Source organism: Chitinophagales bacterium, from assembly GCA_020635995.1.
In the GTDB taxonomy this organism is placed as follows: Bacteria; Bacteroidota; Bacteroidia; order Chitinophagales; family UBA8649; genus JAFMKE01.
In genome coordinates, this window is sequence record JACJYS010000001.1 from 416767 (window position 1) to 443500 (window position 26734).

Sequence of the window (26734 nt, forward strand, 5' to 3'; positions counted from 1 at the left end):
TATGTACAATCTATTTAAGTTTATAGCCAAATATCATTTTTTCCTTTTATTTCTTCTTCTTGAAATTATTTCGCTGACTCTTGTTGTGCAATACAACAATTACCAAAAAGCAAAATTTATAAATAGTGCCAATGCTTTTACAGGAAATATTTATACTATACAATCTAACATAACCAACTTTTTTAAACTTAAAAAGGTAAATGAACAACTTGCCGAAGAAAATGCCTATTTAAAATCTGTTACCAAAGAAATACACTACGTAGAAGTGCCAATGCTTACCAGCGATAGCATTTTTTTAACCGATACTTTATTTTTAGATACGCTAATAAGTTTAAATTATATTCCGGCAAAAGTTATAAGCAACACGACTAATAAACAGCAGAATATTATTTTTATAAACAAAGGAAAAAATGACGGCTTATACGAAAATATGGGTGTAGTAAACCAAAAAGGAGTAGTGGGAGTGGTAAGAAATATATCTAACAATTATGCCACCGTAGTGCCTATTATAAATACAGGATTTAATATTAATGCTAAAATTAAAGATTCAGGCTTTTTTGGCAATTTAACATGGGATGGCGTAAATCCGCTTTATGCCCAGTTGTATGATATTCCCAATCATATTTCGCCACAAAAAGGAGATACTATTGTTACCAGCGGCTATTCTAAAGTATTTGAAGATGGAAATATTATAGGATATATAGAAAATGTAGAAACAGTACCCGGTAAAAGTTTTATAATGATACAAGTAAAACTTGCCGTAAGTTTTGGCAATTTGAATTATGTATATGCTTTGCAAAATAATTTTGATAATGAATTAGATAGCTTGTCGTATGAAAATTAGTATAAAAAACATATTATTTTTCTTATTTTTATTGGTTTTTCAACTGCTAATATTAGATCAAACTTCTATAAATATATTCATAAACCCATACATTTATCCGCTTATAATTATATTGCTACCTTTTGAGATTAGTGGCTGGCTACTACTCATTTCAGCTTTTATATTAGGCTTTGTAGTTGATGTTTTTAATGGCACAGTAGGTTTACACATGTTTGCCACGGTGGGCATGGCAGCATTTCGCCCTTTGTTAATTAATTTATTTTCATTGCAAAAATTAGACAACAACAATAGTTTAAACATTAAATCTTTAGGGTTAATTGTATCGGGTTCTTTTATTGGAATATTATTATTTATACATCATGTATTGTATTTTGTGTTAGAAAGTTTCAGTTTTGCCAATTTCCATTTTCTTATTTTAAGAATTGTATTAAGCACTCTTGTTAGTCTATTATTATGTATGCTTTTGCTGTTAATTTTTAAAAACAATAACAAAGGCAATGAAAGATAGATACAAAAATCGGTCATTAGTTCTGGTTATACTCATATCTATTGTATCGCTAATTTTCATTTTTAAACTGCTTAGCCTTCAAGTTTTAAATAACAAATATGAAACCTTAGCACAAAAAATTGCACTAAAAAAAATAAATCTTTATCCTAATAGGGGATTAATATACGACCGTAATAATAACCTTTTGGTATATAACAAAGCCATTTATGACGTATTGGTAGTGCCTCGGTTAATAAAAGACTTAGACACCACTTTGTTGCTTAGCATTGTAGATATGGATAAAGCTACTTTTCTTAAAAAAATGGAAAAAGCAAGCGAAGGACTGCATTACTACGGCTCTAATGAATTTGTAAAACAACTTTCTGCCGAGCAATATGCTCTTTTTTTAGAAAACAACTGGAAATTTAAAGGTTTTTATGGCGAAACCCGAACTATAAGAAACTATACCAATACAGGAGCGGCACATATTTTAGGCGATGTGGGAGAAGTTAATCAAAAAGAAATAGACCAATCGGAGGGCTACTACCAAGCAAGAGATTATATAGGCAAAAGTGGCTTAGAAAAAATATATGAAGAAGAATTACGCGGAAAAAAGGGGTTTAAGTACATTTTTGTAGATAAATACAACAAAGAGCAAGGCACATTTGAAGACGGGAGCAATGATAGTATTCCCGTTCAAGGACTTACATTAAGCACTACCTTAGATATAGATTTACAATTGTATGGAGAAAAATTATTGCGAAATAAAATAGGCAGTATTGTAGCCATAGAACCTCAAACAGGCGAAATACTTGCTTTAGTGAGTAGCCCCACTTTTGACCCCAATTTACTCTGTGGCTCTGAAAGAGGGAAAAATTACTTAAAATTATTTGATGACCCACTAAAACCACTTTTTAACAGGGCGGTAATGGCTCAATATCCCCCGGGTTCTACTTTTAAGCCACTTACAGGTCTTATTGCCATGCAAGATGGTGCCATAACTCCAAACTTTGGTTATTTTTGTAATACCACATACAGAATTCCGGGATATACGCTTCATTGTTCGCACCACCACCCGTCTGCCAATAATATACAACAAGCTATTCAGCACTCTTGCAATCCGTATTTTTGGGAAACTTTTAACAGAACTATAAGCAACGATAAGTATAAAACCAGCGAGCAAGCCTATACTACTTGGTATAACTACTGTAGAAATTTTGGTTTAGATAGTATTTTAGGTATAGATATGTTGAGTGAAAAATCAGGGAATATTCCCAGCCCACAGTATTATAACAAACTATATGGCAAAGGACGGTGGCGTGCTACAACCATTATATCTTTAGCCATTGGGCAAGGAGAAATACAGCTTACTCCATTACAATTAGCTAATTTATATGCCACTATAGCCAACAAAGGATTTTTTGTTCAACCTCATATTGTAAAAACCGTAAATAATGAAACCGTAAAATATCCAATCCGTGAAACGCATATTGATAAAGTGTATTTTGAAGATGTTTTAGAAGGCTTAAAATTAGTGGTAGATGAAGGAACGGGGAGAAGGTCAAAAATAGAAGGTATTTCTTTTGGTGGAAAAACAGGGACGGCTCAGAACCCACACGGAGAAGATCACTCCATTTTTGCAGGAATAGCACCATTGGAAAATCCTAAAATAGCTATAGCTGTAATTATAGAAAATGGTGGTGGCGGTTCTAAATATGCCGCACCCATAGCCAGTTTAATGGCAGAAAAATATTTGAATGATACCATTTCTACCGCCAGAATACCTTTTGAGCAAGTAATTTTAGATGCAAATTTGATAGAAAACGTATTAGGAACAAATAAAAGTGATACGCTACAACCATGAACAGGAGCGAAAGTTTTTTAAATAACATAGATTGGGTTCTTGTAAGCCTTTATTTAATACTTTGTATTATAGGTGTAGCTTTTATATATTCTACAGGATATAATACTTCAGATACTATCCGTTTATTTGATTTTGGCACTGTGCACGGGCAGCAAATTTTATGGCTAATAGTTAGTCTTGTGGTGGCTTTTGTGGTTGTTATTATTGATTTTAAGTTTTATTCAAATTTTGCTTACATTATATACGGAGCCATAATGCTACTGCTGGCAAGTGTTTTGTTTTTAGGTGTAGAAATTAACGGTTCTAAATCGTGGTTTGCTCTTGGTGGATTTAGGTTTCAGCCGGCAGAATTAGCAAAATTTGCCACTTGTTTAGCTTTAGCTAAAGTGCTTTCTGATATAAATATTGACCTAAGAACTTTAAATGGCAAACTTAAAGCAGGAACTATTTTGGCTATACCAATGGCACTTATTTTACTGCAAGGCGATGTGGGTTCTGCCATTGTTTTTTCAAGTTTAATTTTTGTACTTCACCGCGAAGGATTGGAGTCTGCATTTCTTGTTATTGGCTTTGGTTTAATTCTGTTTTCAATATTAGCTTTGCTTTATCCTCCGTTTTTATTGCTATATTTTTATGCCGGCATATTGTGTGTTTTTATTTTTTACAATAGACTTCACAAATACCCTATTATAGCACCTACGCTGTCGGTTTTTGCTTTAATTTCAGTATTTATTTTGTACAATAAATATTTGCTTCCCCTAAATTCTTTTACCAATTCTTATGCTCCTTTATTTATTTTATCATTAGTGGTTTTAATTGTTGGGTTTGTTTTACACTACAAAAAGAAAAAATGGATTACACCTTTTATGGCTATATTATTTGTAGTGGGTGTATATACTTTTTCGGTAAGTTTTATTTTTAATAATGTACTAAAGCAACATCACCGCGATAGAATTAATTTAATTTTGGGTAAAATAGAAGACCAATCTGGTGCGGGATATAACTTATATCAATCCAAAGTAGCTATAGGTTCTGGGGGCTTAACGGGAAAAGGATATTTGCAAGGTACGCAAACCATGCTAAATTATGTGCCGGAGCAGTCCACAGATTTTATTTTTACTTCAATAGCCGAACAATTTGGTTTTATAGGAAGTTTTGTGCTTATATTGTTGTTTACCTTATTTCTGTTGCGTATTATTCAGGTTTCAGAAAGACAGCGATCTGCCATAGCAAGAATTTATGGCTATGGTGTAGCCAGTATATTGTTTATTCACTTTTTTGTAAATATAGGTATGACTATAGGTATTGTTCCTGTTATTGGTATTCCACTACCTTTTATAAGCAAAGGAGGAAGTTCATTATTAAGTTTTACAATACTTTTATTTGTGCTTATAAAATTTGATACCGAACGCTTGAGTTTTGTGAGGTAATTATGTTTACTTCACTATATAATTATCATAAGGCATACGAGACGAAATAGACCTTGAAAGAGTAATTTCATCGGTATATTCAAGTTCTCCACCAAAAGAAACCCCACGGGCAATAGTGGTTAGTTTAACATTATATGGTTGCAATAGTTTAGAAATATAATATAAAGTAGTATCGCCTTCCATAGTGGGGCTTATTGCCATTATTATTTCTTCTATTTTTTCTTCTTTTACTCGGGTTTCTAAAGCAGTTATGGTTAAATCATCTGGTCCTATGCCGTTTACGGGACTTATTATTCCGCCCAGCACATGGTACAACCCTCTAAACGTTCCCGTACTTTCTATAGCTATAACATCTCTAATATTTTCTACCACACATATTGTATTTCTCTCCCGCATTTTATTGCTACACACATCGCACACTTCTGTATCGCTTAAATTATAGCAGGTTTTACAATATTGTATTTCTTCTCGCATTTTTAAAATATTGTCGCTAAAATGCTGTACCTTTTCTTTATCTTGTTTAAGTAGGTGTAGCACTAAACGTAAAGCTGTTTTTTCGCCAATACCCGGCAACTTTTTAAATTCTGCCACTGCATTTTCTATCAATTTAGAAGGGTAATTCATAATGTATTAATGTTCATTTTTAATATCCCACTCAAGGTAATAAATATTTTGTTATAAATTTGTTGCATGTCTGTGAATAGCAATATAGAACTTAGTATAATAACGCCCTGTTATAATCCTATAAAAGGATGGGAGCAAAACTATGTAAGTTCATACAAAAGTATTAAAAATATACTTCATGGTATTGAAATAGAGTGGATATTGGTAAATGACGGCTCCGAAAACAATGTTGATGCTACAAATATTGACTTTTTAAAACAAAATATTACTCATTTTAAATACTTAAGTTATAATGAAAATAAGGGAAAAGGTTTTGCTGTAAGATATGGAGCTAAACACGCCCAAGCAGATAAAACTATATTTACAGATATTGATTTTCCGTATTTAGATAAGGATTTGAAAGCTGTTTATGAATTAATAAATCAAGAAAATGATATTATTATAGGTAAGCGTTCTGAAAATTATTATGATAATATTTCTACTAATAGAAAATGGATTTCTAAGCAGTTTAAAAAGCTTATAAAACTATTGCTCAATATTCCCATAACAGACACACAAGCGGGTATAAAAGGTTTTAATAAAAATGGAAAAGGAATATTGCTGAAAACTACTATTAATCGCTATCTTTTTGACTTAGAATTAGTAAAAATAGCAAGTAAACAAAAAGCCAATATTGTAGAAACAGAAGTTAGTTTAAAACCCAATATAGTAATGCCTAATATGAGTACTAAAATACTATTTTCTGAGTTTATTAATCTCCTAAAAATAATGCTAAAGTGATTGGCTTTTTAGCTTAGTACTGCTAAACAAATTTAGTTTATAAAATATAACTAAACTTATACCTAAAGGAACTAATTGCAAATAAAGATAAGGCACGTGTATGAAACTGTAAAACACCAAAAAGTAAATTTTTAATGCTAATAAGGCATAAAAAGAGTCTTGTTTCATGGTTTTATGCTTCCATACAAAAATCAAACACAGTATTAGTGAAACAGCAATACTTAATCCAATATGCCAGTGGCGACACATGGCTACTTTTTCTTCTAAAGTGCCTTTAAAGAAATCGTAAAAATAAACAGCAAACCCAAATCCCCGACCTATATGGGATGGATAATTTTCAGCGTTTGAAACCCACTCTCCAACAGCCGCTTCGGCATAATAGGAAAGTCCTCTTGTAAAAACGTATGGGTCTATGGTCATAAATGGTAAAACATAAACTAATAAGCCAACCACTATTATTCCTATTACAATTTTTAAAGAGGTTTTCCAGCCTTTTTGATACAATACAAATATCCCGAAAAAAGGAAGTAAAAACAAAAATGAAAAACGGGAATACAAACACAACGAAGTTGCTAAAACTATCCAAATCCACCGTTTAGAAAATAAAGAAACGGCAAACAATATATAAAATGCCACTATAGTAAGCTCTGTAGTATAACCAAACACATCGGGGTGGTGGTCTTTAAACATCCATAAAAAGAAAAAAGGGTAAATAAGTTTAATGGCTATTTCTGCTACCGACCATTGTACACTATAAGAACACATGTAAGCCACTAAAACAGCAACATAAAATATAAACAAAGCAAACAAGCGATAATCTATACGCAAAAGCTCGGGAATGAGATATGGAATCCACTGAAATGTTAAATAATTTGGATAAACCGTCCAACCATCATATTGAATAGGTGCGTATGGGAACTCGCCTTGCAGTAGTTTTTTATTGTAATTCATTAGTGTGGGTATTACATCGGAATAAAGGGAATTTATTTCAAATTTTTTAATAGATTGACCATAAATAACAATAAAAATAACCGCAAATAACACAAAAACACCAGCTATTATCCATTTGGTTTTTGTTGTGTTTTTTAATTGTAAAACTACTTTTTCTTTTGTGTGTATTTTGTAGGCAACTGCTACTAACAAAAATCCTGTTAAAAAAATAACAATAGGCGAAACATAAACACCAAAAGCATTAGTAAAAAATGTATGCCAGCCTAATTCTAACACTAAAAGGAGTAAAAAAAGCCAAGATAAAATGCTTGTTTTTGTTTTTTTCATTAGAATTATTATTCTTCGTTTTTAAAAATAAACTTATACTTATTGGGGCTTAAATAAAAGTACGCTTCATTAAATTCGTCCTTTACATTAAAAGTTGTCCAATACACAATAAATGCATCTGTACGAGTCAAATCATCTTCGCTAATACTTTCGCTATTTTTTATAACTACTGTAGTTGCTTCTTTTCTTTGATAAGTAGAAAGTATGAGTGTTTCTATATCTATAGCCCAAAACCAACCATTTTTCTTAAACGTTACTTCATTATTTTGTACAATGCCTCTATTGGTTTGCATAGCCTGTGTTTTATCAATTAAGCTATTAAAATAAGCCATTCTTTCTCTGCTAAATTCCGAACGATTAAATATTTGAACTAAACCCACAACTACAATAAAAGTATATATAATTGCCCATAATGGTTGCTTAATCTTAAACCCGTAATATACAAATACTAATGCCACTATAAAGCTAACCATTTGGTAAATATGTGCGTGATAATACATATATCCCTGATTGCCTAATTTTGACATAGCTAAATAAAGATTAGCATATACAAACAATATAAAAAAGACCGCCAACAGGTATTTTCTTTGTACAATTAAAAACACCAAGGCTAAAGCAAGTGCTATTAAAACTAAAAAATCATAGTTAATGGTCTGTTGCCAAAACACAAGAAAAGCATCTAAGGGAAAAAATTTCAAGTAGCGTAATTCCAGCATGTTTTGCGAATCGTTTGGAACAGTAAAAAACAGATATTTACTAAAATAGCAACAAAGAAAGAACAGATAAGTAATACCCCATTTTAAGGTAGCTTTTTCTTTTTTATGATACCAAACAAAAAGAAAAACAAAAGAAACAAATATTATTATTAGCGGATGAGCATAGCTTATGATTAATAATAGTGGTAACACAACAAACCAATACCATTTACTGTTTAAAAAACTATTATTATTTAATATAGCATAAAGCAGTACTGTTAACGTTAATCCCATTTGATACTCGCTAACGGGATAATAAAACATTAAAGAAGATGAAATTAAATGCGAAATCAATAAGATTAAAGTTGCTTCTATATCTTTTAAAACCAAAAGTAAAACCAGTAAAACACCTATGTGAAACAACATTAAATTGACACTATATGAAATTAATACCGTTTGGAAAGAAGCATTAAGTTTAATAAGTAGTAGCGGTAGTAATTGAGTGGGAATAGCTATAAACCTAAATGAACCATAATTAAACGTTTCTTTATTCATTAAGTTGTAAATGTATGTAGCTGTATCGGCACTTAATATACGCTCTAAGGCAAAGTAGTAAGAAAACACCAACAACAAAACAGATGATAGTATAATTAGAATAAAAATATATGGTTTTTGTTTAAACAACATTAAAGCTTATAAATATAAACGGAATTATTAAATACATCAACTAAAGGAAAGCGAGAAGAAATATTTAATTCCTCAACTCTTTCTGCTCCCAGTACAAATAAATAGCTTGCTCCTTTTTCTTTATAACGCAACATATCTTCTTCTGTAGAAAAACTACTGTATGCTCTTGACCAACCATATCTGTTAATTAAATAAAAAGCCGCACAATAAGATTCTTCTCCATAATACAATATTTTTTTATCTTGGGTTATACCTAAGCTATCTAAATAATTTTGACTTATATAATAAAAAGGCTCTACAGCCATAGCATACGGGTTTTCGTATCTATAGTGCATTCGCCTGTCGTTGTGCTGAATATTAAAAAAAACAAAGACTATGGTTAAACCCCAAAACCACTTTTTATTAATCCAAAGAGCATCTTTAAAAACATAAAAAAATGCTAAAAAATTAACCATAAAAAATGGCATTAAATTAACCGCATAATAATCGTGGTGGGCAAACTGAGCAAAATAAAGAGCTACAAAGCTTAAAACGCCAAAAAAATACAATGCTAACGCCATTTTTATATGGAAATTTACTTTTTTGCTTATTAACAAAAAAACAAAAAGAGCCAATGATAAATATATAGTTACTTTCCAATAAAACTCTGGAAACCAGCCCCAGTTTTGAGTTAATCTGTCAAAAATGAATTTTTTAGTTTCTGCATCTACACTCCAAAAAGGTTTTGTGGCTAATAAGAAATAATCATTGCCATTAATACTTTGGTAATGTTTTGAATACAGCACCCACAAACCAAATACAATAAACGGAACTATACTTAAAAAGCTTAACCAAATAGTTTTGCCATTAAATAACTTGTGTTCCTTTTTTACAAATAGTAAATCTATTAGCCAAACGCCTATAAGTACACATAAAGGAATTAACGCAGTAACTTTTATTAGCCCAGCCAATGTAATAGTGAGTAAAGCAATAAAAAAATATTTTTTCTTGTGTTTTGAGTAAAATAAATAAAAATTATAAGTAGCAATGTACGATAAAGCAAGTGCCGGTACGTCTGGCAGAAAATTATTGGCATAAAAATTTACAACAGGCGAAGAAAATCCCAATGCTGTTATTACTAAAGCAAAAAAAGTATTTTTTAAAAGGGAATAACTTAGCTTAAACAAAGAAAATAAACCAAGAAAAAACAATAAAGTGTTTACTGCTCTAAACAAAAATTCATGATAGCCCAAAACTTTATAAAGTTTACCTACTAAATAATAAATAATGGGAAATTCACCTACTGTTTTGCCATCGTTGCCCAATAAATTATGCAACCGAGGTTCTAATAAAGAAGCATTTTTTTGATAGTATGTTAAAGCAAAAGAAGCTCCGTCCGTTTGTCGCCAAGTATGAGAAGAGCAAGGGCGTTTTAATAAAATTTCATGATAATTGTAGGTAAATGACAATATTAATATTAGCAGTATAAAATAAACATTTTTCATATTGTCAGTTCTCTTATTGCTGTCAAAACTAACTTTTTAAATACATTTCAGAAACTTTTTGCTCTGCATTTTTTATGGTACTACCTTGTGCTTCGTGTTTTTTGTTTCCATTTATATAAAGTCCTACGGTAAATCTGTTTTTATAATCTTCGGGTATTTCTTTAAGTACTTTATATTTCATATCAAAGTTTTTTTGCTGCGATTTTGACAACAATAAACTTTTATAATCTTTAGTATTTAGTATTTCTTCCCAGTCAACATGGTTGGCTATTATTTTTTCTAAAATAAATGTTTTGGTTTGGGCAAATCCTTTGTCTAAATATATGGCACCTATTAATGCTTCAAGCACATTGCCACCCAAGTTTTCAAAAGTATCTAAATTTAATTTTTTATCACACTGGCAATGCTCATGCAAATAAAGTTTTTCTGATAGCTCATTCAATACATTTCGGCTAACTAATTTACTTCTTATTTTTGATAGCTCGCCTTCTTTTTTTGTAGGAAATTTTTTATAAATTAATTCACTTACCACAGTATCTAAAACACTGTCGCCTAAAAATTCTAAGCGTTCATAATTTTTTGATTTATGTAATGATTTATGCCTAAAAGCCATTACATAATAGTCAATATTTTGAGGAAAAACACCTGTTGTTCTATATATAAATTGGTGAAATTCATCTTTTCTATGAGTAGAAAATAGACCTTTTATTTTCTCAAAAAAATTCAAAATACTGCTTAGATTTTTTTAAAAATAACTGAAGCATTATGTCCTCCAAAACCAAAAGTATTGCTCAAAGCAAAATTTATTTCTCTTTCTTGGGCTTTATTTAAAGTTAAGTTCAGTTTTTGGTCTATTGCTTCATCGGGATGCTTAAAATTAATGGTAGGCGGAACGGTGCTGTTTTTTATAGCCATAATACAAGCTACGGCTTCTATAGCTCCTGCCGCTCCTAATAAATGCCCCGTCATAGATTTTGTAGAAGATATATTTAACTTATACGCTTGCTCTCCAAAAACTTCTTTTATTGCCAATGTTTCAGAAATATCGCCTAAAGGCGTTGATGTGCCGTGTACATTTATATAATCAATATCTTCCGGCTTTAATTTAGCATCATTAAGAGCATTTCTCATTACATTAATAGCTCCCAGTCCTTCGGGGTGTGGTGCTGTTAAATGATGTGCATCGGCACTCATGCCGCCACCTACTACTTCGGCATATATTTTAGCTCCTCTTGCTTTAGCGTGTTCGTATTCTTCAAGTATTAGTCCGGCAGCTCCTTCGCCCATCACAAAACCATCTCTTGTTTTGTCAAAAGGTCGGGAAGCGGTTTTATACTCATCATTATTTTCAGAAAGTGCTTTCATGGCATTAAATCCGCCTATGCCACCTTCGCATATTGATGCTTCTGAACCGCCTGTTACAAACAAATCTGCCATACCCAAGCGAATGTAATTAAAAGCATCTATCATACTGTTAGTAGAAGAAGCACACGCAGATACTACCGAAAAATTAGGTCCTCTTAAGCCATATCGCATAGATATATGCCCCGGAGCTATATCTATTATCATTTTAGGAATAAAAAAGGGATTGAAACGCGGAGTTCCAGTGCCCGTAAAAAATTCTGAAATTTCTTGCTGAAATATTTGTATTCCGCCTATTCCGCTACTCCATATTACACCAAATCTATCTTTGTTTACCTCATTATTATCTACTAATCCGGCATCTGTCATGGCTTCATGAGCTGCTGCCATAGCAAACTGGCTAAACGGGTCTAAACGCTTAATTTCTTTACGGTCTAAGTGGTCGTTTATATCAAAGTTTTTAAGCTCGCAAGCAAACTTTGTTTTAAATTGGCTGGTATCAAAATGAGTAATGGGAGCAGCTCCGCTAACTCCCATTTTTAAATTATTCCAATAATCATTAAGATTGTTGCCAATGGGAGTAAGAGCACCTAATCCTGTAACTACTACTCGCTTCAGCTCCATACTTAATATTATTTTGTATTTTCTTCTAAATATTTAACAGCATCTCCTACAGTAGCTATAGTTTCTGCTTTTTCATCTGGAATAGAAATATTAAATTCTTTTTCAAATTCCATTATTAATTCTACGGTGTCTAATGAATCTGCACCTAAATCATTAGTGAAACTTGCCTCAGCCGTTACTTCAGATTCTTCTACACCTAATTTGTCAACTATTATTTTGGTTACTTTTTCTTTAATTTCTGACATGATTGTTTTTTTTGTTTTGATTAACTCGGGCAAATTTAAGGTTTATTTTATCATTTTCCCTATTTTTTTGGTTGCTTTCATTATTTAACTTAATTTGCATGCTGGTTTGGCAAAAGAAAAAATTACATATCAACCTAAGGTAAAACATTATATACTTGCTTTGGCTTCTACACTTAAAGATTATAGATTAAGCTATTTTATTAATGACATTTTAGCTATAGAATTGGCTAAAAAAGATGACTTAATTTATGAGAATAAAAAAGAGAGTAAAGCAAAAAAGCACAGCCTTTTTTCTTATTTTGATGAAGAAAATGACTTACAGTACTTCCTTTTTCAAAACAAGCTTCCCGATAATGTGATTATAAAATCGTTAAAAAATTTTGATTTTTTGTTTATCATTAAAACTATAGATGAAGAAAATCCTTTTGATATAGGCGAAGTATATAACAAGCTTAATAATATAGATGATGTTCAGTTAATATTTAAAGACCCGGCATTAAAACCTGCCGAGCAAAAAATAATAGCTAAAGAATTTTAATTGTAGCTTTGCATTGCCAAAAAAACAAACTGAAAAAACATGAAAATTCCAATTAACAAGGTTAAAATGATAGCCACTTTTGGTCCTGCTATAAGCACTCCTGAAGTTTATCATCAATTGGTTATGTCGGGAGTAGATGTTATCCGATTTAATTTTTCTCACGGTTCTTATGACGACCACAAAAAAGGTTTTGAATTAGTAAAACAAACTAACGAAACTTTAGATGCAAAAGTTGCCATATTAGCAGACTTGCAAGGTCCTAAAATAAGACTGGGAGATATAAATGGAGAAATAGAACTGCAAAGAGGCGATATTATAGATGTATGTGATACCGAATGTGTGTGCACAAACAAAATTTTGTATATCAATTATCTTGATTTGCATAATGAAATGCATAAAGGAGAAAGAATACTAATAAATGACGGTAGAGTAGAGCTAAAAGTAGAAGAAATAAAAGGCGATGTTATAAAAGCTAAAGTAATAAACGGAGGGAAACTTACTTCAAGAAAAGGAGTGAACCTGCCCGATACCAATTTAACGGTACCTGCCTTAACCCCAAAAGATAAACAAGACTTAAACTTTGCACTTGAAAATGGAGCTAATTGGATAGCCTTAAGTTTTGTACGAACGGCACATGATATTGAAGAAATAGCTGAAATAATAGGCGATAAAAGAAGTCATACTAAAATTATTGCCAAAATAGAAAAACCCGAAGCACTAAAAAATATTAAAGACATAGTTAAAGCAACGGATGGCATTATGGTAGCTCGTGGAGATTTAGGCGTAGAAATTCCTTTAGAGCAAGTTCCTTTAGCACAGAAAAAAATAATACAAAGATGTATTAAAGCTGCAAAACCCGTAATAGTGGCTACGCAAATGATGGAAAGTATGATAGAAAATCCTGTGGCTACAAGAGCAGAGGTAAACGATGTAGCAAATGCGGTAATAGACGGTGCAGATGCAGTAATGCTAAGTGCTGAAACTTCGGTGGGCAAATATCCCGTAAAAGTGGTACAAACCATACAGCACATTTTAAGCAATGTAGAAAAGACAAATATTATCTACGATAAAAAATTAGAGGCAAAAAGAAGTTCAGAAACATTTATATCTGACGCTATATGCTACAATGCCTGCAAAATAGCTAAAGAAATAGGAGCTAAAGCTATAATAGGAATGACAAAATCGGGATATACATCTTTTATGATAAGCAGCTACCGCCCTAAAGAACAGATTTTTATTTTTACCGACAATAAAAAACTATTGCCAACATTGAGTTTGTTTTGGGGCGTGCGAGCATTTTACTACAAAGGTTTTGAAGGAACAGATGAAACCATAACCGATGTAATAAAACTTTTACAAACTAAAAACCTACTAAAAGAAGGCGATATAGTAGTAAATACCGCCAGCATGCCATTAGATAAACGTGGCAAAACCAATACTGTGAAAGTTAGCTTAGTTAAGTAGATAAATTTATTTATATTTATTTCTTATTGATTTTGTGTAAAATATAAAATACAATATTTTTTTTTTCACTAAATTTAGATTATAGTATTAAATTGCCATATTAAATTACTACCTTTAGGCTTTATTTTTAAACTAAAATTTTATTTTGATGAAAAAGATTTACTTAACACTTTTGGGTGTTTTTACATTTGCCTTGTGGCAAATAGGTAATGCCCAAACAATTTTATTTTCTGAGGATTTTGCTTCTGGAATACCTGGGACATGGACACTAATAAACAATGATGGACTAACACCTAATTCCAATGTGGCTCAATTTACAAATGCTTGGATAGGTGCTGCGGATTTTGATAACACCACAGATACGGTTGCCATGAGTACTTCTTGGTACACACCAGCAGGTACTGCTGATGATTGGCTAATAACACCTGCTATTAACCTAACTACAAACAACACGTTATCATGGGAAGCAGAAGCACAGGATGTAGATTATCCTGACGGATATGAAGTAAGAATTTCTACAACAACTCCCACAATAGCAGGATTTAACGCCAACCCTCCATTATTTTCAATTGGTGCTGAATCTGGAGGAACATGGACTCAAAGAAGCGTAGATTTACAAGCAGCTGGTTACAGTAATCAAACTGTATATATTGCGTGGAGAAATAATTCTAATGACATGTTCGTATTAATGGTTGATGATATAGCTGTAACAACCCCAGCAAATAGTGACTTAGCAATATCTGATGTTACAACTAGTGGCGAATTACAAAATACGGTATTTTCTTCAGATGATTTTATCATAGTTGATTATTCAAAAAGAACCAATTTTACCGCTGATGTTACTATAGAAAATACAGGTACAGATCCTGTTAGTGTTATATATTTAACTTATGCTTTAGTTGATAATCTTAGTGGTCCAACCGTTGGGGTAATTTATGGTGATACAGTTAATTTAGGAACGCCTTTAGCTCCTGGTCAAACATACACATATAGCTATGCTCCTGAAAATATAACATCTTTATTTCCTTCATTAGCAACTGATGGTACTATTGATTTTTATGTGCAATTAGATTCTGCTGCTAACAATACTGTTTTTAACAATGATGATTATTACTATGGTGCTGTAATTGCACCAACATTATCATATACAGCACCATATAGCACGTCTTATGAAATAGCAGATTTAGTGGCAGGTCAATTTGATTTTAGCCACACAACATGGGGCTGGAAATATTTTGACAATGATAATGACAACAATTCACTCTCTGTAGGAGCATTTTCAAATATAGATGCTTACGATGGGGATTTTTTAGTTATCGGATCAGTAGTGGGTGGAAGTTTAACTACTGGAGCTCTTAATGAAACTATGCAATCTCCTGAACTTACTTTAACTGCTGGTCAAAGTTACGAGTTTAGTATTTGGGCTAGAACTGGGTATGGTGCTACAGGTAGTGTAGCTGCTTATTTGGTAGATGCCTCAGGTACTACAAACACTTTATTAGGGAATATAACTTTGGCAGCGGGAGATTCAACATATCAACAATTTACATTCCCAACTACACCAACAACTACAAAAAGTGATTACATGGTTGAATTTAGAAAATCAGCTACAGGTTTTGTTATTTTAGATTTATTTAATATGACTACATCTGTTTCTCCTTGTTCTATCACAGACTTAACTGCCGGCACACAAGGTGCTTGTAATCCTTCTACTAACCAATATACGCAGCAAGTTACTGTTACTTACAGCAACCCACCTGCAAGTGGTAGTTTAAGTGTTAATGGTCAAACTTTTGCCATTACTTCAAGCCCACAAACGGTTACTTTAACAGGCTTAACTTCTAACGGAAGTGCAGTAAACGTTACGGCTAATTTTACAGCTAACACAGCTTGTACTTATACTGAAAACAGTTTATTTACAGCTCCTGCTCCTTGTAATGTTTGCTCTATTACAGATTTAACTGCCGGCACACAAGGTGCTTGTAACTCTTCTACTAACCAATATACACAACAAGTTATTGTAACTTATACCAATCCACCTGCAAGTGGTAGTTTAAGTGTTAATGGTCAAACTTTTGCCATTACTTCAAGCCCACAAACAGTTACTTTAACAGGTTTAACTTCTAACGGAAGTGCAGTAAACGTTACAGCTAATTTTACAGCTAACACAGCTTGTACTTATACTGAAAATAGTTTATTTACAGCTCCGGCTTCTTGCTTGTGCCCTACAATAAACGTATCCGTTAGTACTACAAACGTAACCAACTGTGCTACACCTAACGGAACATTAACTACTACAGTTAGTGGTGGTGCTTCACCTTACAGTTATGTTTGGAATCCGGTTTTACCTAACCAGCCAAACCACTCTAATCTTTCAGCAGGAACATATAGCGTAACTGTAACAGATGCCAACAACTGTCCTGGTACTGGAAGTGGAACTATTAATAATGCTACCGGTTCTTTAAATGCCAGTATATCTACTTTCCAAAACATATCTTGTTTTGGGGCAAATGACGGTACTGTTAGTGTAACGGTAACAGGAGCTACTGGTGCAATAAGTTATAACTGGAGTGATCAAGGATTTAACTCTACTATTTCTACTAGAAATAATTTAACTCCAGGTTCTAAAACTGTAACAGTAAGCGATGCAAGTGGTTGCTCTGTTACGCTTTCTTTCACTATCGTAGAACCTTCTCAATTAACAGCTACATTAGTTAGTACAACAGATGCTTCATGTAATGGAACAAACACTGGTTCTGTAGATATGACAGTATCAGGAGGTACAGGAACACCTACTTATTCTTGGACAAATACAACTCAAAACACAGTTGACTTAACAGGTGTAGGTGCTGGTTCTTATACATTAACGGTAACAGATGCTAACGGATGTACAGATACTGAAAGTGCTACAATTAATGAACCAAGTGCTATAAGTGTAGTAGTAGATAATACTAGTGATGTTTCTTGCTACATGGGTAATGATGGAGCTATAGACGTAACTGTTAATGGTGGAACACCTAATTATACTTACGCTTGGACTAACGGAGGAGGCACTAATGAAGATGCTTCTGGTTTAAGTGCCGGAAATTATACATTAAGTGTAACAGATGCTAACGGATGTACTGCTTCAAGTACACAAGTTACTATTGCTAATGCTACTATGTTAGATGGTACTACTTCATCTACAGCAGAAACTTCAAGTGGTGCAGCAGACGGAACAGCTACTGTAGTAGCTACTGGCGGAAACGGAAGTTACACATACCTATGGAGTGATAATGCAGCTCAAACTACAGCAACAGCAACAGGTTTAAGTGCAGGAACATACACAGTTACTATCACTGACGGAAATGGCTGTACTAATACAGAAACTGTAGTAGTAGATTTAGGAAATAGCATTAACAGTGTAGTAATGCAATCTTTACAAATATTCCCTAACCCAACTAATAAAAATGTAACTATAAGTTTTAATGTTGCACAATCAATGGAAACAACTATTTCTATATTTAATACTTTAGGAAAAGTAGTTTACTCAAAATCTAATAATGTTGTAAATAATTTCTCTACAACTATAGATGTAAGCACTTTTGCTGCTGGTATTTATATTGTAGAAGTTAGCAACGGAAATGGAAAAGCAGTTAAAAAACTTACTGTTAGTAAATAAATAAAATAATTTTTTAGAAAAACTAAAGCCTCACTTTTTTGTGGGGCTTTTGTTTTTTATACAGCAGAGTGAACTACTTTAATATGCCATGCGTTAATAACGGAAAACTAAGTATGGAAATAATAAATGCTAATGATAGCAACTTTGAAACTTTACTGAAAGACAATAAAAAAGTAATGGTAAAATACTATGCCGGGTGGTGCGGTTCTTGCAGACTAATTGCTCCAAAATATAGCAATTTAGCTAATAATGAAGACTATAAAGACACATTATTTATAGAAGTTGATGCCGAGAATAACCCAAATGCAAGAGCAAAAGCAGGAGTAAACAATTTGCCGTTTTTTGCAGGGTTTAGCAGTGGCAATTTAGTAGAAGGATTTCCTACTTCTAAAATTGACGCTGTTGAAGATTTAATAAAAAAACTATAAGCCATGAAAATACCAGCCATAAAAAAATTAGTAGAAGCAAACCACTCTTTTGAAGAACTGGAAGCCGCTGAAGAAGCCATAATAAATGAGCAAAAACCTACCATAGAAATAGAAGGAGCTGATGACGGAGAACAATTAACGCACGTTATGGCTGCCAAATGGATAAAACAGGAAATGGGAAACACCCAATGTGATTTTAAAACAGCACTACGCAAATACACCGAAAAAGTTAGAGGTTCTATTTCTTGATTGTTAGGATAAAATCAAACAGTTAATACCAATCCTAATCGGTATGATTTCCTTTATTCCCGATATTTTACCAAATAATATAACTGCTTAATATACTCATTATTTAAAGCTATTAAGCCATATTCATTTTGCCACCATTCCATTTCGTTGTACATAGAGCTGGGTGCTCCATAAATAAACACTTCAATTCCCTCTTTTTTAAATTTCTTGGTAAAAACTTGATATACCCTTTTAGTGTGAAATTTAGATGAAATAACTCCTATTTCTTTAATATTGTTGGTTTTGCAGTAAACTAAAATAGCCTCACTTTCTTCTAAAGTGCTGGTGCCTTCTTTAAGCAAATATATTAAAGAATCCGGAACGTTTTGTTTTACCATTTGTAGCTTGGTTAAATCACTTTCTAAGGTGTCTGTTCCTAATGCTTTTAAGTCTGGCGACTGATTTTTGCCGGTACATATAAACCGTAATATTTTCCCGTCTTTATACAAAGAAGCAGCTTTATTGCTCCTGTCAAAAGCTCCTCCGGAAAGCACAAAACCATAATTTAAAGTGTGATTAGCCTCATTTTCGGCTATTAAAAAATTAGCCATGCCTTTCATTATTGGCGTTTTAAAAACAAACAAGCATAGTAAAAGCAGTAGAATGAAACCTAAAAAAATGAATAATTTCCTTTTCATTTTGCTAAATTGCAACAAAAAAAATCAAAAATGACAATAAAAGAGGCTCAAAATAAAGTAGATGAATGGATAAAAGAATATGGCGTGCGTTATTTTAATGAAATGACAAACTTAGCTGTATTAATGGAGGAAGTAGGCGAATTATCAAGAATTTTTTCCCGAAAGTATGGCGAGCAATCCTTTAAAAAAGGAGAAAGTGATGAAAATATGGCAGATGAAATGGCGGATATTTTGTTTGTATTAATATGCTTAGCTAATCAAACAGGAGTAGATTTGGAACAATCTTTGCTAAAGAACTTAGAGAAAAAAACAAAGAGAGATAGTAGCCGACATAAGAATAATAGTAAATTGTAGGTCAATATCTCTTAAAAAGAATTAAAAAAGTTATACTTTTGCATTGAAATTAAAAAAATAAGAAACAATTTATTATGAAAAAAATTATATTTTTAGCTTTAAGCGTTATATTCAGCTTAGGAGTTTTTGCACAAAACGAAACCCATAAATGGGCAGTAGGGGGTGGCATTAGTGCTATAGATTTTTCTGGTCCATTAACAAAATCATTCTTTGATTTTGACAATTACAAAGGTTCAGGTAGATTTTTTGCAGGAAGATATTTAAACCCATCTTTTAATTTAAAGGCAGATTTCACTTTTGGAAAAGTTTGGTATCCGCACATTACTGCTTATCCGGATGTAGCTGCAGATTATTACGATTGGAAACACATTTATGATTTTGGCGTAAATGTAGAATACAAATTTAACAACGGATATATATTTAAAGAAGATGCCGTGGTAGCTCCATATATTCACACAGGATTTGGATTTAACAGCATAGTAGGTTATGATTTTAACACTTATGTGCCTTTTGGTATAGGTTTAAATATTAGACCTTTAGATTGGTTAACATTTAATTTGCAATCTACATATAAATTGAATATAGACAACTCTTACGATTACACTCAGCACAGTGCTTCAGTAGTATTTAACTTTGGTAAGTCTAAAAAAGTAAAAGAAGTAGAAGAAAGTAAAGATGTTAGTGATGCGGATGGCGATGGCGTTCCGGATTTAGTAGATGAATGTCCATTTGCGGCAGGTAGTGCAGAGTTGTTCGGTTGTCCGGATAGTGATGGAGACGGCTTAGGCGACAGTAGAGATAACTGTCCTAATGAATTTGGTGCATTAGAAAACAAAGGTTGTCCTTCAGCAGATGCAGATGGCGATGGTGTTCCGGATGATAAAGATTCTTGCCCTAATGAAAAAGGAGAAAAACGTTATGCCGGTTGTCCAGATAGTGATGGTGATGGTATAGTAGATAAATATGATAAATGTCCTAAAGAAGCGGGACCTGCCAGCAACAGTGGTTGTCCTAAAGAAGAAGTGGTAGTGGTAGAACCTACAAAACCAGTAGAGCCTACGCAACCAGTTACACCTACAGAGCCAACTAAGCCTGTAGTAGTAGAACCTACAAAACCAGTTAAACCGTCTGAGCCAATTGTAGGAGTAACAGAAAATGTTACAACTATCTATTTTGCTTCTGGAAGCGATGTAGTAACCAGTTCAGAAAAAGCTAAAATAGATAGAGTATTGGCAACATTAAATAGCAATGCTTCTTACAAACTAAAAGTTAAAGGTTATACCGATGCTGCCGGAGATGAAATGAGCAACTTAAACTTATCTTTAAGAAGAGCTCAGAATGTATGGAAATACATACAAAGCAAAGGATATGATGGTTCTAAAGTAGAGCTTTACGGATTTGGGGAGTATCATAATACAAATACAGATGCTGCTAAAGACAGAAAAGTAGAATTAGAGATTATTAAATAATCTTTAAAGCATAATAAAAAATAAAAATCCCGAGCAGAAATGTTCGGGATTTTTATTATATTTAAAGTGCAAATGAAATATCTTTTAACAGAAATACTAAATGCTACCGACTACTACCCGTTCGGCATGCCTATGCCAGGACGGTCTTTTACTAGTGAAAGCTATAGGTTCGGATTTAATACACAAGAGCGTTCAGATGAGATAGCAGGCAGCGGAAACCATTATACAGCAATGTTTTGGGAGTATAACCCACGAGTAGTTACTAGGTGGAACACAGACCCAATTACTTACCCTTGGCAAAGTCCGTACACAATCAATAATAACAATCCTATTTATTATACCGACCCATTAGGTTTATATGGAACTCAAAAGAAAGCTGAAAGAAAACAGAAAAAAATTGCTAAGAAATTAGATGATAATAGTCGAGTCGGAGATGTATTCAATAGAAATGAAGGTACAGACAAAAAAGCAGATTGGGGTTTTCACGTTTATGGAGAAGGAAAAGACAAATATACTCGAACAGGCGGCAATTTAGAAGATGGTGTTGAAGTAAAGGCTTATAGACCTGATGCTTCAGTTTTTGACAATAAAGGATTCAAAGGAGCAAAATCAAAATTTGGCTTATATACACCTTGGTATATTTCTGGAAATGCATCGTTTGTTTTTGCAGGTGGTGCAAGTTATACGATTGGATTCGCTCAAGATAAATTTGGAGGAAGAACAGGTTTTAGAACAGTTGGAGGAGGAGTTGGATTTGGTGCTGGATTAGGTATTAATTCAGGTGGTTTTAGAAATGAAGGAAACAATAAATTTAGGGTTGACCAATTAGAAGGCAGAGGCTTTCAATATGTTGGTGGTGCCTGGTTTTTGTCTGGTCAAGTAAGTGGAAATAACCCTGAAAAAGACAATTTTAGAAGAACGGGTTATGATTATACAGCTATTGAGGGAGGAGGAAGTTTAGGGGAAGGCTATAAAGCGTTAAAATGGACTAATTTAAGTAAATTGACCAATGTAGAAATAGGTGGACAATATCAGTGGACAACTACCTATACTTTTTGGAAAAATAAAGTAGCTAAACAAAATTCATCTAATGAGTAATGGAAAATTAGAGAAATTAGGTTCTATTTTGTTTTTAAGTGCAATAGTCTTTTTTGTTATATTTTTATTATTGCAACCAAGTGATGGATGTTTAAAAAAGAAAAATCTTCTTAATCATGACCTGAACGGAGTTGTAGTTGAAAAGTTTTATGATATAAAGTTTAGCAATGTTGAAACAATTAGAGTATTTAATTTCAAAAAATATAACCATAGGGTTGTATGTGGACAGGAGCTTAAACCATTTTTTAATTATACCCAAATAGGCGATAGCATATACAAGCCTAAAGGCATTTTAGAAATAAAATTGTTTAGGGAAGATTTTGACACCACATTTATTTTCAATTATGATTGTGATAAGTGGTAAAATAAAAAAGTTATCAACACTACACTGAAACAAGCTAAAACGACCACCATCCCCCCCCATAGGGTCTCTCGCAGAGGACTCTTTTAAGTGCTGTCGGGTGTTTCCACCCGACACTTTAATGTGCTGTCAGAAGCTTTGCCCTTTTCCGTGCTGTCAGAAGTTCCCTTCTAACAATCTGTTTACAAAAACATCAAAAAAAATGCTTACATTTGGTTTAAACTTTAAGCAAGTTACGTGCAAAATCAAGTAGCATATTATATAAATTTAAGTGTAAAAAAATACCACCCATTCGGCATGCCTATGCCAGGAAGACAATACACCAGTGAAAACTATAGGTTTGGATTTAATGGTCAAGAGAAAGATGATGAAATTGCAGGGCAGGGAAATAACTATACTGCTGAGTTTTGGCAGTATGATAGTTGCTTAGGTCGTAGGTGGAACTTAGACCCAAAACCAAACACAAGTATTAGTTCATATGGAGTTTTCGCCAATAATCCGATATTGTTTAATGATCCATTTGGAGATACAACAAGTTATTACAATATAAAAGACGGTTCTCTACTTGGCATTATCAATAATCCAGGGTCTATGAGAAATGTAAAAATTACAACTGAAAGATATACCGTAGCCACAACTGCTGCAACATCAGACCCAGAACATCAATTTTATGGTTATTTGGGCGACCAAACTAAGGCACAGGGTCTTGTTAATGATATGGAATGGAATGCAAAAAGGGATGAACTAATCACTGGTAATAATAACTTAATAGCTTTTGAAACAGGAAATTATGCTTTGGATTTTACAGGTAAAGTTATTACTAGAGAAGAGTTAAATGGACGGACTTCAGGAGGACAACCTTTAGCAACTATAGGTAAAATGCATTTGCAAACTATTTTTGACGATGGAAGTAGGCTTACTGTTGAATCCTTTAATTTTTCAAGTGGGCATTTTGGCAATGGACCTTTGCCAAATTATACCAGTACCGTACAAAATGGATATCAAGTTGGATTAGATGGAAAGGCAAGACCAATATGGGCACTAGTCACTCCTGAATCGGGAATGCGTTTAAATAGTGGAGCACTTGGGTGGAAATTAAGACTTCCTGTTTATAGAGGGATTAGAGGTGGATTATTAATTCACCCAGACTGTAATACAAGAGGGACTGCTGGTTGCATTGGCATCAGGGAAAACGATGCAACATTAATAAAATTGGGCAACTTTTTTGATAACTATATTAGAGTTCAACAAAGAACATTAATTATTTTTCACCACATACCCAACAATCCAAATTATGGAAATAGTGGTAATGGAATCAATACCGGTAAAGAATGAAAAAGATAGTGTTTTTATACTTTATTTTTGGTTTTTTTATCTATTGCCAAACCACTACTAATAACACTAATGTTTCTTCCACACAATCAGGAAAAAATAGTTTAGAAAACAATAATGAAGTGGATGAAACAAATAGCAATAATAATAGTACTATACTCCTCTCCAAAGACACCAATTTGCCATTCAAGGAAATGCATATTGAGAATAAAGAAGATACATTATGCAAAGGATTAGATATTAGCGTAAACTCGATAATATTCAATAATGGGGAAAGTATGAAGAACGCATTTGATAATTATGACTCTGTTTGGGGACTTAATGACCGAATATATTTTACAACAAAAGATTCCTTGATTTACATATCCTTTGGTATTAATTATGGTGGTTATGCTTATGAGTATAAAGAAGCAGAGATTGGATATATTATAGGGAGTGTTGATGAGTTCATTCCGGAAGAAATTTTAAACTCAAGTTTTAACCCTAAAAACGATTTATATATACCAAAATTCCATTTTACCAAGACTAAATACTCAAATTTTGTATCTGGTTTTGGCATAAAGTTAAGTATCACAGAAAAAGAATTAGAAAACATTACAAAGAGTAAAAAATGGAAACTTTCAAAAGAAGAAATTTATGATACCACAGTATACAAATATGAGAATGTAGAGTGTATTTACGAAGCTAAATATTTTTTTAAACAAGGGAAGTTAATTAGATTCTCATTTGGATATATTACACCCTAAATCGATTTTTCTGTGCTGTCAGAAGTTTCCCAATGCTGGTTCGAGCCCACCTCTCCGTAGTTTATAAGCTGTGTGCTGTCCGTACGGCTGTGCCTACGGACTGGCTAAAAAGGTAACTTTTCTCAGCTGTCCTTAGAATAAGCGGAGCGGTTCTCTACCAAAGGTAGATAAATAAGGATTAGGCAATGAAAGAAGTAGCTTCATGCCTTCGGCAGATAAATGTAGCTACGATAAAGAAAAGCTATTAATGTGCTATCAGAAGCTACCTTCTGACCTTCTACCAATCCTATAATTTGAAAATACGTTAATTGCGTAGAAACATTAATCATTGCAATAGAAATAGTTATTTTTACATTTTAATAGAAGAACTATGGACAGCAGAAGACAAAGTAAAATGGCATCATTGCTACAGCAAACTATGGCATCAATACTACAAAAAAATGCAGTAAATTTTATAGGTAGTGGTGTTTTGGTTAGTATTACTAAAGTAATTACTAGCCCCGATTTATCTGTTGCAAAATTTTATGTTAGTGTTTTTGGCAATGAAGAACCACAGCTTACAGTTGATATTTTAAACAGTACTTCTTACGAATGGCGAAGACACTTAGGAAATGAACTTAGAAATAATTTGCGTAAAGTGCCGGAAATTGAGTTTTTTGTAGATGACTCTATGGAGTATGCTCAAAAGATGAATAAAATTTTTAAAGACTTAAATGAGGATAAATAGTTGAACCTACCTTTTAAAATAGCGTGGCGATATTTGTTTTCTAAAAAAAGTACTAATGCCATAAACATTATATCGTACATAAGTATGGTGGGTATGGGTTTGGGAGCTATGGTTTTAGTGGTATTGCTTTCTGTTTTTAATGGTTTTGAAGATTTAGTGGTAGAACTACAAAGTAGTTTTTATGCCGATATAGAAATAAAACCGACAGAAGGAAAAACTTTTGAAACAACGGCAGATTTACTACAAAAAATAGAAGAGATAGAAGGTGTGGAAGCTATTTGTAAAGTGCTGGAAGAAAATGCTTATGTTACTTACAAAGGAAAATCGGCAATAGCTAAAATAAAAGGTTACGACCAAAATTTTGATAAAGTAAATGACATAAAACAGTATATAATTTATGGTTCTGATGAGCTAAAAGATGCCGACAGAGACTATGCTTTATTAGGAGCAGGATTATTTTATACTATTGAAGCTAAAAACAACGAAGCCATTAGAATAGCTATTCCCAAAAAAGGAAAAACAAGCGGTATAACTGCGGCACAACTTTTTAATACGGCATCTATAGTGCCCGGTGGCGTTTTTGGTATTCAAACAGAATTTGATAACACTTATATTTTAACGGATTTAGATTTTGTACAAAAATTGCAAAGAACAGAAAATCAAATTTCTGCTGTAGAGGTAAAAGCTAAACCTAATGTAAGTTTAAAATCATTGTCGGCTTCTATAAAAAATGCTTTGGGAGGCAATTTTACAAGTACTACCAGAGTTGAGCAAAATCAGGCACTATATAAAGCTATGCAAGCCGAGCGTTTTGTAATGATAGCCATTCTGTTTTTAGTGTTATTAATTATTTCTTTTACTATTGTAGGAGCTTTATCTATGCTGGTTATGGAAAAAAGATTGGATATTTCTATACTAAAAGCTATGGGGGCGAATAACAGTATGGTTTTTAAAGTTTTTATAACAGAAGGTATTATTGGAGCCTTAATAGGTGCCGGCATAGGAGCTGTTTTGGGTGTTATTATAGTATTGTTGCAGCAGTATTTTGGTTTTATAAAGCTCGGTACAAACGGAGGTTTTGTTATAGATGCTTATCCTGTTAAATTAGAATTATTAGATGTTTTTATAGCATTTATTATGGTATTTATTATTAGTCTTTTGGCTTCGTGGTTTCCTGCTAAAAGAGCCGCTAACAACAGTTTGGCTTTTGTAAAAAATTAGAGGAT

Annotated in this window: 26 protein-coding genes; 18 read left to right on the top strand and 8 right to left on the bottom strand. The window is 32.9% G+C overall.

Annotation, left to right across the window (positions count from 1 at the left end; translation table 11 throughout):
• Position 1: 1 nt before the first annotated feature.
• The 4 genes from mreC to rodA are packed head-to-tail and all read left to right on the top strand — an operon-like array spanning position 2 to position 4625.
• On the top strand, positions 2–844 hold the full coding sequence (mreC, locus tag H6578_01740) for a rod shape-determining protein MreC (protein MCB9225879.1): 843 nt from the start codon (positions 2–4) through the stop codon (positions 842–844).
• Positions 834–1352, top strand: a complete 519-nt coding sequence (locus tag H6578_01745) for a hypothetical protein (protein MCB9225880.1) — start codon at positions 834–836, stop codon at positions 1350–1352. Before mreC ends, H6578_01745 begins: the two co-directional genes overlap by 11 nt.
• The gene (gene mrdA / locus H6578_01750; protein MCB9225881.1) at positions 1342–3195 is read left to right on the top strand and encodes a penicillin-binding protein 2; all 1854 of its coding nucleotides are present in this window, start codon (positions 1342–1344) and stop codon (positions 3193–3195) included. Before H6578_01745 ends, mrdA begins: the two co-directional genes overlap by 11 nt.
• Entirely contained in the window at positions 3192–4625 is a 1434-nt protein-coding gene (gene rodA / locus H6578_01755; protein ID MCB9225882.1) for a rod shape-determining protein RodA, read from the top strand. Before mrdA ends, rodA begins: the two co-directional genes overlap by 4 nt.
• Positions 4626–4631: 6 nt before the next feature.
• Here rodA and recR read toward each other — a convergent pair whose 3' ends face one another.
• A complete protein-coding gene (gene recR / locus H6578_01760; protein ID MCB9225883.1) occupies positions 4632–5249 on the bottom strand; it encodes a recombination protein RecR in 618 nt (205 codons plus the stop codon).
• A gap of 66 nt (positions 5250–5315) precedes the next feature.
• On the opposite strand from recR, the gene H6578_01765 reads away from it, so the two are divergent.
• A complete protein-coding gene (locus tag H6578_01765; protein MCB9225884.1) occupies positions 5316–6029 on the top strand; it encodes a glycosyltransferase family 2 protein in 714 nt (237 codons plus the stop codon).
• On the opposite strand, the gene H6578_01770 is transcribed toward H6578_01765, so the two are convergent.
• The 6 genes from H6578_01770 to H6578_01795 are packed head-to-tail and all read right to left on the bottom strand — an operon-like array spanning position 6021 to position 12404.
• The gene (locus H6578_01770; GenBank protein MCB9225885.1) at positions 6021–7307 is read right to left on the bottom strand and encodes a hypothetical protein; all 1287 of its coding nucleotides are present in this window, start codon (positions 7305–7307) and stop codon (positions 6021–6023) included. The two genes, H6578_01765 and H6578_01770, sit on opposite strands and share 9 nt — an antisense overlap.
• A gap of 8 nt (positions 7308–7315) precedes the next feature.
• Complete coding sequence (locus H6578_01775; GenBank protein MCB9225886.1) at positions 7316–8689, bottom strand: hypothetical protein; 1374 nt, start codon at positions 8687–8689, stop codon at positions 7316–7318.
• Complete coding sequence (locus H6578_01780) at positions 8689–10173, bottom strand: glycosyltransferase family 39 protein (protein ID MCB9225887.1); 1485 nt, start codon at positions 10171–10173, stop codon at positions 8689–8691. The genes H6578_01775 and H6578_01780 overlap by 1 nt, the downstream gene beginning before the upstream one ends.
• A gap of 28 nt (positions 10174–10201) precedes the next feature.
• Entirely contained in the window at positions 10202–10900 is a 699-nt protein-coding gene (gene rnc, locus H6578_01785) for a ribonuclease III (GenBank protein MCB9225888.1), read from the bottom strand.
• Between the two features lie 8 nt (positions 10901–10908).
• Entirely contained in the window at positions 10909–12159 is a 1251-nt protein-coding gene (gene fabF, locus H6578_01790; protein MCB9225889.1) for a beta-ketoacyl-ACP synthase II, read from the bottom strand.
• A gap of 8 nt (positions 12160–12167) precedes the next feature.
• Positions 12168–12404, bottom strand: a complete 237-nt coding sequence (locus tag H6578_01795; protein ID MCB9225890.1) for an acyl carrier protein — start codon at positions 12402–12404, stop codon at positions 12168–12170.
• Positions 12405–12510: 106 nt separating this feature from the next.
• On the opposite strand from H6578_01795, the gene H6578_01800 reads away from it, so the two are divergent.
• The 5 genes from H6578_01800 to H6578_01820 all read left to right on the top strand — a co-directional run bounded on the left by H6578_01800 (position 12511) and on the right by H6578_01820 (position 18744).
• Positions 12511–12942, top strand: a complete 432-nt coding sequence (locus H6578_01800) for an IPExxxVDY family protein (protein ID MCB9225891.1) — start codon at positions 12511–12513, stop codon at positions 12940–12942.
• A gap of 39 nt (positions 12943–12981) precedes the next feature.
• The gene (gene pyk, locus H6578_01805) at positions 12982–14406 is read left to right on the top strand and encodes a pyruvate kinase (GenBank protein ID MCB9225892.1); all 1425 of its coding nucleotides are present in this window, start codon (positions 12982–12984) and stop codon (positions 14404–14406) included.
• Between the two features lie 148 nt (positions 14407–14554).
• Positions 14555–18067: a choice-of-anchor J domain-containing protein gene (locus H6578_01810; GenBank protein ID MCB9225893.1), complete on the top strand. Its 3513-nt coding sequence runs from the start codon at positions 14555–14557 to the stop codon at positions 18065–18067.
• A gap of 113 nt (positions 18068–18180) precedes the next feature.
• The gene (locus H6578_01815) at positions 18181–18495 is read left to right on the top strand and encodes a thioredoxin family protein (protein ID MCB9225894.1); all 315 of its coding nucleotides are present in this window, start codon (positions 18181–18183) and stop codon (positions 18493–18495) included.
• Positions 18496–18498: 3 nt separating this feature from the next.
• A complete protein-coding gene (locus H6578_01820) occupies positions 18499–18744 on the top strand; it encodes a hypothetical protein (GenBank protein ID MCB9225895.1) in 246 nt (81 codons plus the stop codon).
• Between the two features lie 53 nt (positions 18745–18797).
• On the opposite strand, the gene H6578_01825 is transcribed toward H6578_01820, so the two are convergent.
• A complete protein-coding gene (locus H6578_01825) occupies positions 18798–19421 on the bottom strand; it encodes a YdcF family protein (GenBank protein ID MCB9225896.1) in 624 nt (207 codons plus the stop codon).
• Positions 19422–19451: 30 nt separating this feature from the next.
• On the opposite strand from H6578_01825, the gene H6578_01830 reads away from it, so the two are divergent.
• The 8 genes from H6578_01830 to H6578_01865 all read left to right on the top strand — a co-directional run bounded on the left by H6578_01830 (position 19452) and on the right by H6578_01865 (position 26729).
• Entirely contained in the window at positions 19452–19775 is a 324-nt protein-coding gene (locus tag H6578_01830) for a nucleotide pyrophosphohydrolase (GenBank protein ID MCB9225897.1), read from the top strand.
• 74 nt (positions 19776–19849) lie between these two features.
• Positions 19850–21244: an OmpA family protein gene (locus H6578_01835; protein ID MCB9225898.1), complete on the top strand. Its 1395-nt coding sequence runs from the start codon at positions 19850–19852 to the stop codon at positions 21242–21244.
• Between the two features lie 72 nt (positions 21245–21316).
• Positions 21317–22342 (top strand): hypothetical protein, encoded by a 1026-nt coding sequence (locus H6578_01840; protein MCB9225899.1) that lies wholly within the window; start codon positions 21317–21319, stop codon positions 22340–22342.
• A complete protein-coding gene (locus tag H6578_01845) occupies positions 22335–22706 on the top strand; it encodes a hypothetical protein (GenBank protein MCB9225900.1) in 372 nt (123 codons plus the stop codon). The genes H6578_01840 and H6578_01845 overlap by 8 nt, the downstream gene beginning before the upstream one ends.
• 792 nt (positions 22707–23498) lie before the next feature.
• Positions 23499–24038 (top strand): hypothetical protein, encoded by a 540-nt coding sequence (locus H6578_01850; protein MCB9225901.1) that lies wholly within the window; start codon positions 23499–23501, stop codon positions 24036–24038.
• A complete protein-coding gene (locus tag H6578_01855) occupies positions 24035–24781 on the top strand; it encodes a hypothetical protein (GenBank protein MCB9225902.1) in 747 nt (248 codons plus the stop codon). The genes H6578_01850 and H6578_01855 overlap by 4 nt, the downstream gene beginning before the upstream one ends.
• Positions 24782–25151: 370 nt before the next feature.
• Positions 25152–25508: a 30S ribosome-binding factor RbfA gene (rbfA, locus tag H6578_01860; protein ID MCB9225903.1), complete on the top strand. Its 357-nt coding sequence runs from the start codon at positions 25152–25154 to the stop codon at positions 25506–25508.
• Positions 25509–26729 (top strand): ABC transporter permease, encoded by a 1221-nt coding sequence (locus H6578_01865; GenBank protein MCB9225904.1) that lies wholly within the window; start codon positions 25509–25511, stop codon positions 26727–26729.
• Positions 26730–26734 lie beyond the last annotated feature (5 nt).

Coding starts and splice junctions, on each gene's coding strand:
- mreC (MCB9225879.1), top strand. CDS start 2: ATGTACAATCTATTTAAGTTTATAGCCAAATATCATTTTTTCCTTTTA.
- H6578_01745 (MCB9225880.1), top strand. CDS start 834: ATGAAAATTAGTATAAAAAACATATTATTTTTCTTATTTTTATTGGTT.
- mrdA (MCB9225881.1), top strand. CDS start 1,342: ATGAAAGATAGATACAAAAATCGGTCATTAGTTCTGGTTATACTCATA.
- rodA (MCB9225882.1), top strand. CDS start 3,192: ATGAACAGGAGCGAAAGTTTTTTAAATAACATAGATTGGGTTCTTGTA.
- recR (MCB9225883.1), bottom strand. CDS start 5,249: ATGAATTACCCTTCTAAATTGATAGAAAATGCAGTGGCAGAATTTAAA.
- H6578_01765 (MCB9225884.1), top strand. CDS start 5,316: ATGTCTGTGAATAGCAATATAGAACTTAGTATAATAACGCCCTGTTAT.
- H6578_01770 (MCB9225885.1), bottom strand. CDS start 7,307: ATGAAAAAAACAAAAACAAGCATTTTATCTTGGCTTTTTTTACTCCTT.
- H6578_01775 (MCB9225886.1), bottom strand. CDS start 8,689: ATGTTGTTTAAACAAAAACCATATATTTTTATTCTAATTATACTATCA.
- H6578_01780 (MCB9225887.1), bottom strand. CDS start 10,173: ATGAAAAATGTTTATTTTATACTGCTAATATTAATATTGTCATTTACC.
- fabF (MCB9225889.1), bottom strand. CDS start 12,159: ATGGAGCTGAAGCGAGTAGTAGTTACAGGATTAGGTGCTCTTACTCCC.
- H6578_01795 (MCB9225890.1), bottom strand. CDS start 12,404: ATGTCAGAAATTAAAGAAAAAGTAACCAAAATAATAGTTGACAAATTA.
- pyk (MCB9225892.1), top strand. CDS start 12,982: ATGAAAATTCCAATTAACAAGGTTAAAATGATAGCCACTTTTGGTCCT.
- H6578_01810 (MCB9225893.1), top strand. CDS start 14,555: ATGAAAAAGATTTACTTAACACTTTTGGGTGTTTTTACATTTGCCTTG.
- H6578_01815 (MCB9225894.1), top strand. CDS start 18,181: ATGGAAATAATAAATGCTAATGATAGCAACTTTGAAACTTTACTGAAA.
- H6578_01820 (MCB9225895.1), top strand. CDS start 18,499: ATGAAAATACCAGCCATAAAAAAATTAGTAGAAGCAAACCACTCTTTT.
- H6578_01825 (MCB9225896.1), bottom strand. CDS start 19,421: ATGAAAAGGAAATTATTCATTTTTTTAGGTTTCATTCTACTGCTTTTA.
- H6578_01830 (MCB9225897.1), top strand. CDS start 19,452: ATGACAATAAAAGAGGCTCAAAATAAAGTAGATGAATGGATAAAAGAA.
- H6578_01835 (MCB9225898.1), top strand. CDS start 19,850: ATGAAAAAAATTATATTTTTAGCTTTAAGCGTTATATTCAGCTTAGGA.
- H6578_01840 (MCB9225899.1), top strand. CDS start 21,317: ATGAAATATCTTTTAACAGAAATACTAAATGCTACCGACTACTACCCG.
- H6578_01845 (MCB9225900.1), top strand. CDS start 22,335: ATGAGTAATGGAAAATTAGAGAAATTAGGTTCTATTTTGTTTTTAAGT.
- H6578_01855 (MCB9225902.1), top strand. CDS start 24,035: ATGAAAAAGATAGTGTTTTTATACTTTATTTTTGGTTTTTTTATCTAT.
- rbfA (MCB9225903.1), top strand. CDS start 25,152: ATGGACAGCAGAAGACAAAGTAAAATGGCATCATTGCTACAGCAAACT.